General features: G+C 63.0%; 14 protein-coding genes. 8 read left to right on the forward strand and 6 right to left on the reverse strand.

What is annotated here, in order from left to right; translation table 11 throughout:
- Positions 1-103 precede the first annotated feature (103 nt).
- The 5 genes from AOT96_RS20135 to AOT96_RS20155 all read right to left on the reverse strand — a co-directional run bounded on the left by AOT96_RS20135 (position 104) and on the right by AOT96_RS20155 (position 4,285).
- The gene (locus AOT96_RS20135; RefSeq protein WP_065352183.1) at positions 104-1,498 is read right to left on the reverse strand and encodes a sensor histidine kinase; all 1,395 of its coding nucleotides are present in this window, start codon (positions 1,496-1,498) and stop codon (positions 104-106) included.
- The gene (locus tag AOT96_RS20140; RefSeq protein WP_030535123.1) at positions 1,495-2,193 is read right to left on the reverse strand and encodes a response regulator transcription factor; all 699 of its coding nucleotides are present in this window, start codon (positions 2,191-2,193) and stop codon (positions 1,495-1,497) included. Before AOT96_RS20140 ends, AOT96_RS20135 begins: the two co-directional genes overlap by 4 nt.
- A gap of 75 nt (positions 2,194-2,268) precedes the next feature.
- Positions 2,269-2,910, reverse strand: a complete 642-nt coding sequence (locus AOT96_RS20145; RefSeq protein WP_003940956.1) for a phosphatase PAP2 family protein — start codon at positions 2,908-2,910, stop codon at positions 2,269-2,271.
- A gap of 2 nt (positions 2,911-2,912) precedes the next feature.
- Complete coding sequence (locus tag AOT96_RS20150) at positions 2,913-3,497, reverse strand: M15 family metallopeptidase (RefSeq protein WP_003940687.1); 585 nt, start codon at positions 3,495-3,497, stop codon at positions 2,913-2,915.
- A 110-nt stretch (positions 3,498-3,607) separates the two neighbouring features.
- On the reverse strand, positions 3,608-4,285 hold the full coding sequence (locus AOT96_RS20155) for a winged helix-turn-helix transcriptional regulator (RefSeq protein WP_003940889.1): 678 nt from the start codon (positions 4,283-4,285) through the stop codon (positions 3,608-3,610).
- Between the two features lie 135 nt (positions 4,286-4,420).
- Here AOT96_RS20155 and AOT96_RS20160 point away from each other — a divergent pair, with 135 nt between their 5' ends.
- Positions 4,421-5,257, forward strand: a complete 837-nt coding sequence (locus tag AOT96_RS20160) for a class I SAM-dependent methyltransferase (RefSeq protein WP_030535122.1) — start codon at positions 4,421-4,423, stop codon at positions 5,255-5,257.
- The gene (locus tag AOT96_RS20165) at positions 5,254-6,645 is read left to right on the forward strand and encodes an FAD-binding oxidoreductase (RefSeq protein ID WP_030535121.1); all 1,392 of its coding nucleotides are present in this window, start codon (positions 5,254-5,256) and stop codon (positions 6,643-6,645) included. Before AOT96_RS20160 ends, AOT96_RS20165 begins: the two co-directional genes overlap by 4 nt.
- A 9-nt stretch (positions 6,646-6,654) precedes the next feature.
- On the opposite strand, the gene AOT96_RS20170 is transcribed toward AOT96_RS20165, so the two are convergent.
- Positions 6,655-7,854 (reverse strand): serine/threonine-protein kinase, encoded by a 1,200-nt coding sequence (locus AOT96_RS20170; RefSeq protein ID WP_003940952.1) that lies wholly within the window; start codon positions 7,852-7,854, stop codon positions 6,655-6,657.
- Positions 7,855-8,081: 227 nt separating this feature from the next.
- On the opposite strand from AOT96_RS20170, the gene AOT96_RS20175 reads away from it, so the two are divergent.
- The 6 genes from AOT96_RS20175 (at position 8,082) to AOT96_RS20200 (ending at position 14,349) form a co-directional block, all read left to right on the forward strand.
- Positions 8,082-8,957: a hypothetical protein gene (locus AOT96_RS20175; protein WP_065352184.1), complete on the forward strand. Its 876-nt coding sequence runs from the start codon at positions 8,082-8,084 to the stop codon at positions 8,955-8,957.
- The gene (locus tag AOT96_RS20180; protein WP_003940966.1) at positions 8,954-10,507 is read left to right on the forward strand and encodes a DNA polymerase Y family protein; all 1,554 of its coding nucleotides are present in this window, start codon (positions 8,954-8,956) and stop codon (positions 10,505-10,507) included. Before AOT96_RS20175 ends, AOT96_RS20180 begins: the two co-directional genes overlap by 4 nt.
- A gap of 165 nt (positions 10,508-10,672) precedes the next feature.
- Positions 10,673-11,518: an alpha/beta hydrolase gene (locus AOT96_RS20185; RefSeq protein ID WP_065352185.1), complete on the forward strand. Its 846-nt coding sequence runs from the start codon at positions 10,673-10,675 to the stop codon at positions 11,516-11,518.
- A complete protein-coding gene (locus AOT96_RS20190; protein ID WP_065352186.1) occupies positions 11,505-12,260 on the forward strand; it encodes an alpha/beta fold hydrolase in 756 nt (251 codons plus the stop codon). Before AOT96_RS20185 ends, AOT96_RS20190 begins: the two co-directional genes overlap by 14 nt.
- Before the next feature lie 67 nt (positions 12,261-12,327).
- Positions 12,328-12,666 (forward strand): DUF6292 family protein, encoded by a 339-nt coding sequence (locus AOT96_RS20195; RefSeq protein WP_064443375.1) that lies wholly within the window; start codon positions 12,328-12,330, stop codon positions 12,664-12,666.
- Positions 12,667-12,711: 45 nt separating this feature from the next.
- Entirely contained in the window at positions 12,712-14,349 is a 1,638-nt protein-coding gene (locus AOT96_RS20200; protein WP_058226414.1) for a sulfatase-like hydrolase/transferase, read from the forward strand.
- The last annotated feature ends 69 nt before the right edge of the window (positions 14,350-14,418 follow it).

The following is a 14,418-nucleotide window of genomic DNA, read 5'->3' on the forward strand; positions in this document are numbered from 1 at the left end:
TCGAACGCGGACGGTTCAGGGTGCGAAGTGCCCACCCCTTTTCGAGCGAACGGTACGACGATCGCCTTGGGTGCGCCGAAAGGTACGTTCGCTCGGGAAGGGGTCAGCGACGGGGCAGGCGAACCGTGAAGACCGTGCGACCATCCACCTGGTCCACGCCGATGGTGCCGCCGTGCAAGTGCACGTTCTCGACGGCGAGCGAGAGTCCGAGTCCGCTGCCCTCGCTGCGTCCGCGCGCGGTGTCGACCTTGTAGAACCGCCGAAAGATCGCCTGCCGGTCTTCGGGTGAGATGCCGGGGCCGTGGTCGACGACGGTGATGACGGAGAAACCGGATTCGACGCTCAACTCGACGCGAACCGGGGGCGCTCCGTGGCGCAGTGCATTGCCGACGAGATTGGCGACGACAATGTCGATCCGACGCGAATCGACTCTGGCGCTGACACTTTCGGGTGCGCGCAGTTCGACGGTATCTGTCCATCCGCGGCTCTCGAGTGTGCGCTCGGTCAATTCGACGAGGTCGACGTCGTCGAGGACGAGGTGCGCTTGCTGAGAGTCGTGGCGAGACATTTCGATGAGGTCTTCGACAAGTCGAGTGAGCTTGCCGATCTCACTGCTCACGATGCGCGCGGCAGCGGCGGCGTCGGGCGGAAGATTGGGGATCTCTTCACGGAGGATCTCACTGACCGGCACCAGTGCTGCGAGCGGCGTCCGGAGCTCGTGGGAGACGTCGGCGACAAACCTTCTCGACTGCTCTTCCGATTCTTCCAGACCTCGGATGACCGCTTCGTTGCGAGCGACCATGTTGTTGAACGTTGTTGTGACCTGGGCGAGTTCGGCTACTCCGTCTTCGGGGAGTCGGACGCTGAGGTCGCCGTCGGCAGCACGGGCGGCCGCCTTGTCCAGGCGTTTGAGCGGACGGACAAGCGTCGACGCGATCCACAGCCCGAGTAGTCCGCTCACCAACACACCGGCGGCGAGGGTGAGGCCGACAGCTCGAAGCAGGTCGTCGAACTTGTCCTGCACTCCTACCAGCGGCCGGATGGTGACGGCTTTGACCAATGTCTCGTTGTCGTAGCTGTCGTCCACGCTCATGTCCACGACATTGACGGACATTCCCAACATGATGCGCTGGGAGTCGAGCCTCTCGAAACGGATCAGCTTCGGACTGTCCAAACCTTCGTCGAAGCTGGGCGGAATGGTCGCCGCATCCACGGATCCTTGACGGATGACTTCGCCGTCGACGATCAGCGTCATGTCGGACTGGAAGATCTGTTGGAGGTTGGCAGGCGTCAACTCGTCTACCGGTGTTCCGTTGACGTATTGCAGTTCGTCGCGAAATTGTGCGGTCGCGACATCCTGAGCGTTGGAATAGATCCACGACCGCGCCATGAACGAGACGACACCCGCGGTTGCCCCGGCGATGATCACGACGATTGCGATGAACACGAGCACGAGCCTGGTTCGCAGACCGTCGACCTGAAGCCAGGTCGGTCTCATCGGGCTGGGCTGGTGTTGAAGCGATACCCGAACCCGCGCACCGTTTCGATGACGGTCGGTGCGGCCGGGTCGTCCTCGATCTTTCCGCGCAGCCGCTGCACTGCTGCATCGACGATTCTGGAATCACCCAGATACTCCTGGTCCCAGGCTGCGGACAACAACTGTCGGCGGCTCAGGACCTGTCCGGGGTTCTCGGTCAGCGCCAGGATCAGTCGGAGTTCGGTCGGGGTGAGGGTCAGCAGCATCCCGGCCTTGCAGACCTGCAGCGACGACCGATCCAATTCCAGGTCGCCGAACGTCTCTGCACCCGGCGTCGCATCCGGGCGCGTCGTTGCCGGTGCCGAGCGCCGCACGACGGCTTTGATACGAGCGTCGAGGACGCGCGGACTGGCCGGTTTGACGACGTAGTCGTCGGCACCGGCTTCCAGGCCGGCGACGGTGTCGATGTCGTCGGATCGAGCGGTCAGAATGATGATCGGGATCGAACTTCGTGTGCGGATACGTCGGCAGATCTCGTAACCGTCGGCACCCGGCAGCCCGAGGTCGAGTAGGACGAGGTCCGTGGCACCCAGGGCGTCGTCGAAATCACCGTTACCGTCGGGGCGATGGCTGACGTCGTGCCCGAGTCGGTTCAGTCCCAACGTGATTGCCTCGGCCACGGCTGGATCGTCTTCTATGAAAAGAATGCTCACCATGAGCTCACCTTGGACTCGCCATGATCAGGGGCCTTCTGCGGTCGGAGAAATCTCGGTCAGTCAAGGGTACAGGGGTCACACTCGCGAGAGTCGCTCGTTGCCTGAGTCTGCCAGCACCGCATGCCGGGCGACGCTGGTGTTCAAGGGAAATGCCGACACAGCGAGGGTGTAGCAGCCGACGAGCAGTAGTGCACCGATCACGTCGCTCGGGCGGTGCCATTGCAGCACGACTACCGAGATCGCGGTTCCGATGGTGATCAGCGCACCGTTGACCGCAACGACCGCCCGCCACCTCGAGGGCGTGACGATCACGATCGCGCAGACCAGAGCAGCTATGGCCGTCAAAGTGCCGCTGGGGAAGGAATTGTGCATCACCAGGCCGTTCAGGTCCGGTCGATTCAGCGATTGTTTGAGAACCCAGGCTGTCGTGATGGGGCCGAGGGTCACGACGACGACGCGTAAAGCTAGCGCAATCGGGTTGTTGCGCAATGTGATCATGAGCGCCACGAGCACTCCTCCCACTATCAGTATCGGGGTGACGAGGCCGATGAACTCGGCGGAGAACACGCTGAGGCGTTCGGAGGTGGCCGCGCCCACCATGAGTTGTTGGTCGACGATCTGACCACCGGTCGTGTTGACCGCCAATTCGAATTCGACGACTCCGAGGATCAAGACTGCCAGTGCGGCAATCAGTCTCGCTGGCTTGACTCGTGTCATGATCAGCCTTCCGCTCTCTCGTCCGAGGGGTTGCTCAGTTGTGGCGGGCATTCCCCGCCAGGAGTGGTTGCCAATTCGAAATGCCACATCTCGTTGGCGTAGGTCTGGCAGAGGCCGTAATCGCTGCCGTGCTGAATGAGCCAGTCATCGGCGTCGGTCGGTCCGATGTCGACGGCCTGTCCACTGACATGCTTGGACAGGCTCGGCGAGTGCACCCACTTGGACGCTTCGTCCACGCTGCCGTACTTGACGACGGCTTCGTCGAACAGTCGCTGCTGGTATGCCGCGGACCGCCAACCCGACGTGACGTGCATGTCCACGCCGGATGCCTGTGCGTCGGCCGCTGCCGACTGGAGCGCCGCGAGCAGTGCGGAATCGAGACGAGCAAGCGCGGGCACATGAGTGTCCTGCAAGCTGATGCCGTCCTCGATCTCGCCGCCTGAGGGTCCTGAATCAGGCTGAGTGGCAAGGTAGTTACCGCTCTTCGGTTGTGCTTCTTCTGTGTACGAGCAGGAGCTGAGCGCGACCGCACCGAGCACGACTGCACCGAGTGCGACGAAGCGGATGATTCCGCGGTGGCTGGGCATACAACAGAGACTTCTCGGTCAGTGTCACCGGCAGGTGGTCACCGTTCGTCGACGGTGTCACGGTCTGCAACAGCTCTGTAACAGGACGGAACGGGGCTGGTGAGCGCGCGCTACGCGGGGCGCGGGATCGACGCGAAAGTCGACAGCTCGAACCACGAAGGCAAGCTACGACGCAACGCAGTAGGCCCAGAAATGGTGACGTCACCGGACCGTATGGCGTCCGACCAGGTCAGGTTACCTCGCCAGATCTCGGTCATCTGTCGCAAGCCCGCAGAGACCGACACTGCAACGTCGAAACCCGGATCGATATCGCACATGTCCACCTCACCGGAATTGATGACGAGCCACCAGTTCCGCGAATGTCCACGTACTCCGGAGAATGCGAAGTGCACCACGGTCTTGCCTTCAGGCACCACGGAATGATCCACGCGGCGATGCATGTCCCACAGCAGCAGCTTCGGATCCAGATCTTCGTCGCCCAGTTCACCGATCCACCTGGTACCCCAGATGCCGAGAGCTTCGACCACAGGGCGCAGTTCGCGGCCGGCGTCGGTCAGACGATAGCTGACGACACAGTCGGTTTCTTCTCGCTCCACGATGCCGGCGACCGCGAGTTGGTGAAGCCGGGTCGAGAGCAGAGTCGGTGACATTCGCGGCAGCCCGCGGCGGAGATCGTTGAAATGTTCGCTTCCCATGATCAGTTCGCGGAGGAGAAGCAGTGTCCACCGCTCGTCGAGTAGCTCCATCGCCTTGGCGACGGGGCAGAACTGGTGGTACGAGGACCCCATCTCTCGATCGTAGGCCTCCGGGGTGCTCCGGTACAGATTTCGTACTGGAGAGGAGCGAACCGTCGTCGTAGCGTCGGAGTAACGGCATGAACGCTGTCAGGCTCCGAGTACGAAAATTATTGAAGGAGAACGGTAATGAGTGAATCAACGGGGACTCTCGGGTTGGACCGGGAGCTGAAGGCCAAGCACCGGGCAATGTGGGGGCTCGGTAACTATCCGGCGGTGGCGACGCAGGTCATCGCGGAACTCGGACCTGTATTGGTGCGTGAATGCGGCGTGCAGAAAGGAGATCGGGTGCTCGACGTCGCGGCGGGGTCCGGCAACGCCGCCATTCCGGCGGCTGCGCTGGGTGCGCAGGTGATCGCCACCGACCTGGCTCCCGAACTGTTCATGGCAGGACGGGAGGCCGCGGCGCTCGCGGGTGTCGAACTCGATTGGCAGGAGGCCGATGCCGAGGCTCTTCCGTTCGGCGACAACGAGTTCGACGTAGTGCTCTCGTGCGTCGGTGTGATGTTTGCCCCGCATCATCAGCGCGCCGCGGACGAACTTTTGCGAGTATGCCGACCCGGCGGAAAGATCGGAGTGCTGAGTTGGACTCCGACGGGATTCATCGGCGAGATGTTCAAAACGATGAAGCCGTATGCACCGCCGCCGCCTCCTGGTTCGCAGCCGGCGCCTTTGTGGGGCGACGAGAACCATGTTCGGGATCTGCTCGGCGATGTTGCCGCGAGGAAAGACGTACTTCGTGTGGACACATTCAGCGGGCCGGAAGATTTCCGCGATTTCTTCAAGAAGAATTACGGCCCGACCATCGCGGTGTACCGGAACATCGCCGGCGATCCTGACCGCACGCAGGCGCTCGATCGCGATCTGCTCGAGTTGGCAAAGAAGTACGGCAGCGGAAGCGAGCCGTTCGTGATGGAGTGGGAGTACCTGCTTCTCACCGCGACACCCGACGAGGGCGGTGCATGATGACGACGGTCGAGTTCGCGCCACTGAAATCGGCGATCACGGGTTCTGTGTTCAGCCCCCGAGATCCGGAGTACGACGACGCCAGGTCGATCTGGAACGGGCAGATCGATCATCGTCCGGCGGTGATCGCCAGGTGCCGGTCGGCGTCGGATGTGTCTGTGGCACTTGCATTTGCCAGAGCCCATTCGTTGGAGGTTTCGGTCAGAGGCGGTGGGCATTCCTACCGAGGTACATCGGTGTGTGAAGGCGGTGTGATGATCGATCTCAGTGCGATCAACGTAGTCAGTGTCGCCCCGTCCGCGAAGCGAGCCAGGGTCGGTGGTGGTGCGACGATTGCCGACCTCGACGCCGCGACGCAGGAACACGGATTGGCAGTGACCGGTGGAGTGATCAGTGATACCGGCGTCGGTGGCCTGACCCTCGGCGGCGGCATGGGGTGGTTGACGCGCACGCTCGGACTGGCGATCGACAATCTGGTGTCGGCAGAGGTGGTGCTCGCCGACGGTTCGATCGTGCGGGCCTCCGAGAACGATCACGGCGACTTGTTCTGGGCGCTGCGCGGCGGCGGCGGAAACTTCGGAGTGGTCACCGAGTTCGAGTACCGTCTGAGCGAGATCGGTCCGGAAGTGCATCTGGGACTGTTCTTCTGGGGGATGGAGGACGGACCCGCAGCGCTTCGTCTGTGCCGCGAAGTGGTGCCTGCCCTGCCGAGAAATGCCGGAGCGATGGTTGCCGTCGGTTTGTCCGCGCCTCCGGCACCGTTTGTTCCGGATCAGTTTCACCTGCTGCCCGGATACGCGTTGCTGGTAGCCGGTTTCGGATCGGAAGAGGAACACTCGAACGCGATTGCGCCGATTCGAGAGGGCGTGCCGACGCTGTTCGAGTTCGTCACCCCGCTCCCGTACATCGGTTTACAGTCGATGCTCGACGAATCGGAACCATGGGGTGCATACGCCTATGAGAAGGCCTTGGACCTGGTGGATTTCTCCGACGACGTGATCGATGTTCTGACCGAGCAAGCGGGCAAGAAATCGTCGCCGATGTCCTTCATGCCGATCTTTCCGCTGCAGGGAGCTTTCACCTCCGTCGGCGAGGACGACACTGCGTTCGGTGGTTCTCGCACACCACATTACGTGTGCAACATGACGGCTACGGCCACCGATGCCGGGACACTGGAATTGGATCGATCGTGGGTGCGTGAGACCTGGGAAGCCTTGCGTCCGTTCTCGTCCAATCAAGGCGGGTACGTCAACTTCATGACCGATGTCGACGAGGACCGAGTGCGAGCGTCCTACGGTGCGGCGAAGTACGCGCGATTGTCCGCCGTCAAGGCGAAGTACGACCCGGACAACGTGTTTCACCTCAACGCAAACATTCTGCCCGCGTAGAGCGTCCGGTCAGGCCGTGAACACCAGGATGACGACGATCAGTGCGGCCAAGATGATGACGGCAACCATGCCTGTCATGGCGAGGGGAGCCCAAGCCACTACCTTGTCGCGGGTGCTGGCATCGGCGGGGCCGGTCGGTATCCGCGGCGGCCAGGAGAACATGTCCATGGGGCTGGGAACGTTCCGCAGTGGCGTGTTCTGTTGCACTGCAGGCAGTCCGGTGATCGTGGAGCCGGTCAGGCGATTGCGGCGGTGTGGGTCGGCGAGTTGTGTGGTGCGGTGAGCCCACGCCGGCACGGCGCCTTCGGACGAGTAGACGGGAGCGTCGATCAACTGCTCGATCGTGCCACCGCCCGTCGCGGCTGCAGCGAGCGCGTCGCGTGCCTGAGCCATCGTCGGCCGACGGGTGGGGTCCGGCTCGAGGAGCTGAAGGAGAACGTCGGTGAGCGGTCCGGACTTGGTGGGTCGGTAGATCTCGGCCTTGGCGACACGATGCAGTAGAGCGATGGCGTCCGAGTCGATGCCGAAGGGCGGTTGACCCTCGATCACCGTGTAGAGCGTCGACCCGAGTGAGAAGACGTCACTGGCCTCGGTGGGATCGTCGCCGCGGGCAACTTCGGGTGCAAAGTACGCGGGAGTGCCGGTGATGACCTCGTCCTGGGTGTCGGATACGTCGCTCTTTGCGCGGGCGATGCCGAAGTCACTGATCTTGACGGTGCCGAGAGACTTGCCTCGGTCGGCGATCAGGATGTTGCCGGGCTTGATGTCGCGGTGGACGATGCCGGCGGCGTGCGCCTCGGTGAGTGCCGCAGCGATCTGCGCGCCGATCTGCGCGACCTCCAGCGGTGGCAACGTGTCGGCCAGGTTCATCGCCTGGGCGAGGCTGCGGGCGGGGAAGTACTCCATGACCAACCACGGTTCACCGGACTCGATCGCGACGTCGTACATGGCGATGGAGTGGGGGTGGGTGAGCTTTGCGGCGTTCCTGCCTTCGCGCAATGTACGTTCACGGACCTCTTCGGCCGTTTCGGTGTCGAGGCCTTCCGTGCTTGTGACCTGTTTCACCGCGACGTCACGGCTGAGGAGGGTGTCGCGGGCCAGCCAGACGGCGCCCATGCCTCCGTCGCCGATCTTGGAGCGGAGTCGGTACCGCCCCGCCAGCAGGTATTCGGGCCCGATGCCCCTCCCGGTCTGCTCCTGAGCTGTCACATCTCAAGGTTAATGGATTGATGCCACTGTGACGCTCGAGGCTCCTGTGAACTGGGTTTTTTGCTCTGCTTGACGTGTCGGGGGTGACACGGTTTACTGAAAACAGTTCGAAAATATGTTCGAAATTGCTGTTCGTTGGATGCATGTCAGACCCGACTTCCCCGCGGTTTGCCGGCTGGTTATGGATTGCTGCCGAGTGAGTTTTTCCGGTGTTCCGGAGGATGGGGATGACCGAGGTGACCGAGTTGGTGGAGCTGTCGGCAGATGCGGCGGGGTTGTCCCGTCAGGATCGGCTGGCACAGCTCCGCCGACAGATCGCGTCCATTCCCTCTCGCGGCGATACGTCGTTTTCGGGACCGAGTGTTTCCGTTGCTGGTGTTTCCGGGACAAGTGCAGCAGCCTTCGAGAGTGTTGCCGACCGGGACATACCGGTCGTGAACCGCGCGCACAAGGCTGGTGTTCTCCCAGTGCCGGAAGGTATCGGGGCATTGCTACCGCAGGGCGGTTTGGTGCGCGGAACCGTGGTGTCCGTCGAGGGCGCTGCTTCCTTGCTCTTGGGATTGGTCGCGTCGGTGACGGCGTCCGGGGGGCATGTGGCAGTCATCGGGCAACCTCGACTGGGATTGCTGGCGGCGTACGAGATGGGTGCGCAACTGGAACGTCTGGCGCTCATTCCGGCGCCTGGGCCGGATCCGGTCGAGATCGCTGCTGTGCTGCTCGACGGTATGGATCTGGTGATTCTGGGATTGGCGGGTGCGTCGGTATCCCCGTCGCGTGCGCGAGCGGTGGTGGCGCGCGCCCGGAGCAAGGGCTCGACTCTTGTTGTCACCGAAGGTCACTGGGACGGGGCCGAAGTTCGGTTGGACGCTCGGGTTCATGGTTACGGTGGGTTCGGTCAGGGCCGTGAGTTGGGGCGTGGTCGGCTCAGTTCCCTGAGCCTCGCGGTTCGTGCTCGGGGGCGCTCGTTCCAGCCCCGGACCACGCGTCTGGACATCTGCAGTGCAGCCGGGCGGGTCGAGTGGGTACCTTCCCGGCCGGTCGAGGCCGTGTCGGAGCAGGTGGTGTCGTCGCGGGTGTTGTCGTCGCGGGTGGTGTCACTGTGAGCAGAGTTCTGGCGTTGTGGTGCCCGGACTGGCCGGCGGTGGCAGCGGCAGCGCTTGCCGATCTTCCTGCCACGCATCCTGTCGCGGTCACCTCGGGTAATCGGGTGATCGCATGTTCGGCGACGGCCCGCGCGGAGGGAGTGCGACGAGGCCTGCGCCGACGCGAGTCGCAGGCTCGCTGCCCGGAACTGTATGTGGCGATGGCAGATCCGGAACGCGACGCCAGATTGTTCGAGCCGGTCGCCGCGGCCATCGATGCGGTGGCACCGGGCGTCGAGGTACTTCGTCCTGGTTTGTTGGTGCTCAGTGCGCGAGGTGTCAGTCGGTACTTCGGTTCGGAGGAAGCCGCGGCGGAACGATTGGTGGATCAGGCATCTGCTGCGGGCGTCGAGAGTCAGGTGGGTGTGGCGGATCAACTGTCCACAGCGGTCATTGCCGCGCGCCGGGCAGCGCTGGTGCCGCCGGGGGAGGGGGCACGGTTTCTGGCGCCGCTACCCATGCCGGAGTTGGCGGCCGAGCCCAGTCTGTCTGCGCCGCATCGCGGGGAGTTGGTGGATCTGCTGCGCAGGCTCGGGATCAGAACCATCGGTGCTTTCGCGGATTTACCGGCAGTGGACGTCGCTTCGCGTTTCGGGGCCGATGCGGTGCTCGCGCATCGTGCGGCGCGCGGTGAACCCGAGCGGCCACCGTCGGCGCGGACGCTTCCGCCGGATCTGGAAGTGGAGCAGCATTACGATCCGTCGATCGAGCGGGTGGATGCCGCAGCGTTTGCCGGGCGCGCCTTGGCGAGTCTCCTGCACGACAAATTGTCGGCTGCCGCAGTGGCGTGCACCCGTCTGTCGATTTCGGCCAGCACGGGTAACGGTGAAAATCTTTCTCGGACTTGGCGTTGCGCCGAACCTCTGACACCGGAGGGAACGGCCGATCGAGTGCGATGGCAACTGGACGGCTGGCTCACCGGGCGCAGTGAGACCCGGCCGACCGCAGGCATAGCGGTGTTACGTCTGGAACCGGTGGAGGTGGTCAGTGCCGGCGCTTTGCAGTTGGGGCTGTGGGGCGGTGTCGGCGACGAGGAGGAGCGGGCCAGGCGAGCATTGGTGCGCGTGCAAGGTCTTCTGGGCGGCGAATCGGTTCAGGTCGGTGTCCTGAGCGGTGGTCGAGGGCCCTCGGAGCGAATTACCCTGTTGCCCTTGGGTGACGAGCGGGTAGCTGCTCATGATCCGACAGCCCCGTGGCCTGGTCGTCTGCCGCAGCCGTCTCCGGGGTCGATCTTCGTCGACAATCCCAAGGTATGGCTGGAGGATGTGGCCGGCAACGCCGTGTACGTCACTGAGCGCGGTGTCTTCAGCTCGCAGCCGGGAAGGCTGAAGTGGGGGAGCAAGGAATGGGCAGTGCAGGGATGGGCCGGGCCCTGGCCGGTGGACGAGCGATGGTGGGACGCAGCCTCGGCGCGCACGGCCGCGCGGGCTCAGGTGCTGTTGGAGGAATCGCGGGCGTTGCTGATGATCTGTGAAGGCGGTGGATGGTCGGTGGAGGGCGTGTACGAATGAGCTCGCAGGTACAGCCAGCTGTACCGGACATGGTCGAGTCGACTGTACGAACAGTAGGGGCGCTGGCGCCATCGCACTGACGCCATCGGGCGCTTAGCGTTGATGACATTCAAAAACTCACTGTTGCAATGATTCTCGTCGTTGCAACTCTTCGCGAGGAGTGTCATGAAAACGGCGGGTCGAGCTGACGTTTCCGGAACCGATCGACTTCACTACGAGCCGATGGAGCTACGCGACGCACAACTTCTGGCGTACGACGAGACCGGCGAAGGCCGGATCGTGGAGGTGTTCGGCGATGTCGCCACAGCCGAGCACATCATGATCTTCGTGCCAGGCAACGACAACGGACTGGGAAACTACTTCGACGAGAACCGTCCGACAGGACCACGCGCGAGCGGATGGACACTGGGAAGGATGCTCCGAACGCTCGGGCCGAACGACCGCGTCGCGGTGATCGTGTGGGTCGGTTATCGGACGCCGTGGGGATTTCTCGAGTCGTTCTCCCGGACACTTGCAGAAGTTGGTGCGATAGATCTGGCGCGGTTGACTCGTATCCTGCCGCGATCGGCGCATGTGACGCTCGTCGGGCACAGCTACGGGGCCGTGGTGTGCGGACTCGCTCTCCCGTCGGCGCGAGTGGACGATTGCGTGGTGCTGGGTAGTCCGGGGATGGGGACCAGTTCGCGCGAAGACCTGTGCTTTGCCGGAAATCTCTGGGCTGCGCTTGGTCCGTCGGACTGGATCCGCTACTTCCCACGCGTGAAGATCGGCCGCATCGGGCACGGCCCGTCTCCAGTTCGGGCGCAGCACGGAGCCATTGTTTTCGGTACCGGTGCCGTTCGAGGGCATTGCGGCTACTTCGCCGATGCAAGCGAGTCGCTGCGAAACATCGCGAGGATCGGACTCGGTCGCTACGACGAGGTCACGCGACCAGGGGAGTTGCAGCCTCGGCTGACCGCGTCAGCAATCCGCGAGGACGGGTCTATCCTGGGAACTCGTGAGTGTCGCTAACGTACGAAGTGCCGGCGGGGTCCAGATCAGCTACCGCGATTCCGGCTCGCATCCCAGTGTGGCCGATCTGCCTCCGGTAGTCCTCGTGCACGGGATGGGCGGCGACAGCGGTACCTGGGACAAGTTCGCGCGGACCTTGCGATCACGCAACCGGCGAGTTGTCTCGGTCGACCTTCGCGGCCACGGCCGGAGCGCTCGTGCGTCGTCGTATCTGTTCGAGGAGTTCGCGGACGACGTCATGGACGTGTGTGATCATCTCGAACTCGAGCAGATGGATCTGGTCGGCCACTCGCTCGGCGGGCACGCGGCGTCGTTGATCGCGCAGAAACGTCCCACTGCGGTGCGGAAGTTGGTCATCGAGGAAGCGCCGTTACCATTACGCGCGGGTGACCCGGAACAGGTGTTCGCGAGGAAATTGCCGAGTGTCCCAGAACTGTGGCACGCCACAACAAGTTTGGTGCGGCATCCGCGAGCCGCGTTGACGTTCGATCGCTCGATGACGCGGTCCGCGCTCGAGCAGTTCCGCCGACCGGATCCGCAGTGGTGGGATCGGTTGCCGCTCATCGAGGCTGACATGTTGTTCCTGCGTGGAGGTCTGGGCGGGATGGTGGATCCTGTTCGCCTCGACGCTGTTGCAGCCACCGTCGCACGCTGCGAATTGGTCTCTTTCCGTACCGGCCACAGTGTCCACCGCGACGGTCATCGCCAATTCGAATCCGTTGTGTTGCCGTTCATTTCCTGAAAGCGCAATACTCGATCGGTGATGCCACGAACCCATCCGAAACGTGTGTGGCACCGAATGTACTTCCATGCATACCAACGGCAACGACTGGTCCGCACACGAATACGTCGACGCGGTAGCACGATCCGTTCACGGTGAGACAGTTCGATGGCCGCAGGGTCCGAGCACGGATGCGGTGATCGTTCTCCCCGTTCATGCCCGAAACCATCCGGGGAAGAACGCAGTTCTGCTCTGGAATCACGACTTCGGTTGGTCGTGGGGCGTCGAGGAGGCTGATGTGCGAAGGACGATTTCGATAGTCGACACTCTCGGCATCGGCCGGACACCGGATCCGCTGCGCTGTGCGGATCGGGTAATCGAGCTGATCAGTCAGGCGGTTTGCTCGAGCATGTGTAGCGAAGAGTGATTCGGTCAACTCTGGGGCGACAACGCCTCCGAGAGGACGACGCCCGTGAACCCAGAGAACGTTCCAGCCCCGCATTGTCATTCATTGCCGCGCCGGACGTTCCTAGGTGGCGTCGGTGCCCTTGTCCTCGCGGGAGTGGCAGACGTCGCGGCCGGCGCGGTGAGCGCGGTGCCGGTACAAGCAGCACCCGCCGATCGGTTTCCGCAGAAACCCAACATCGTTGTCATCATCACCGATCAGGAACGCCGGCCGATGTACTGGCCACAAGGCTGGGCTGAACAGAATCTGCCCAACCGCAAGAGGATTGCCGATCACGGGCTGAGTTTCGACCAGGCAGTGTGCAACACCGCGATGTGCTCGCCCAGTCGCAGTACGTTCTTCACCGGCCTCTACCCCGCGCAGCACGGGGTCACCAGAACGCTCACCGAAGGTGGCACTGTCTCACCCACCGAGCCACAGTTGCAGGTCTCCGAACAGAACATGGCAAAGCTGCTGGCGTCGGCCGGCTACAACGTCCAGTACCGGGGGAAATGGCATCTGAGCAAAGGCGTCGAGGGTGGTGATCCGACAAGCGAGGACGTGGCAGGATTCGGCTTCGAGGGGTGGATTCCGCCGGACGCGGGCCAGGACACCAATCCGGATCACTTCGGTGGCGGGTGCGCAGACCATGATCGCCGTGTCGCCGAGGAAGCTGTCGAGTTTCTCTCCGGACCCGCAGTCGCATCCGGACAGCCTTGGGCGCTGATCGTCTCGTTCGTGAACCCGCACGATGTCCTCGCGTACCCCCAGACGTGGAACGCGATGAACGGCACGTGCGACAACTACGGATCGGACGCGCCAGGCGCCTTCGAGCAGGGTATCGACTTGCCGCCCACCTTCGACGAGATCCTGGCGCTCAATCACAAACCGACAGCCCAGGTTCAGTCGGAACTGCTGTTGGCAGCCGGGCTCGGGCCGCTGCTCGGACCCGATCAGGCGCGTAACTACATCAACTTCTACGCCTATATGCACAAGGTGGTCGACGAACACATCGGCAGCGTGCTCGACGCGATCGAAGCCACTCCACAGATGCTCGACGACACGGTGATCGTTCGGATGTCCGATCACGGGGAGATGGGGATGAGCCACGGAGGTTTGCGGCAGAAAGTGTTCAACGCCTACGAGGAAACACTGCGCGTTCCACTGGTCATCAGCAACCCCTTGCTGTTTCCCGAACCCGTTCGCACCGACGCCCTGGCGTCGTTGATCGACGTGATGCCCACTCTCGCCACGCTCGCCCAAGCGCCTGCGCGTCAATCGTGGAACTTCCTGGGTACCGATCTGACACCGGTCATCGTCGACGCTGCCGCTTATCCGCAAAGTCCCAGCACGCAGGTTCAGGACACGATTCTGTTCACCTACGACGATCAGAACTGTGCGACGCCCGACGGTCAGAACATCGTCACGCAGCCCAACCACATTCGGTGCATACGCGAGAGCCGCTGGAAGTACACGATGTACTTCGATCCTGCGGGAGTTGCTGCGCCGCAATACGAACTGTACGACTTACAAGCCGACCCCTTGGAACTGAACAATCTCGCCAATCCGCTCAACATCGGTTCGTATCGGCCGGATCTGGCAGCTCAGATGAACGCCAAGCTCTTCGCAGTGATGGAGACCAAGGGTGTTTCCCTGAAGGAATAGATCGAATTTCGTCAAAACTGATTCACGTTTCAGTTCTGCGGGCATGCTGGTGGGGCATCTGTCTTCGGT

This window comes from Rhodococcus sp. 008, assembly GCF_001682295.1.
Taxonomy (GTDB): Bacteria; Actinomycetota; Actinomycetes; order Mycobacteriales; family Mycobacteriaceae; genus Rhodococcus_F; species Rhodococcus_F qingshengii.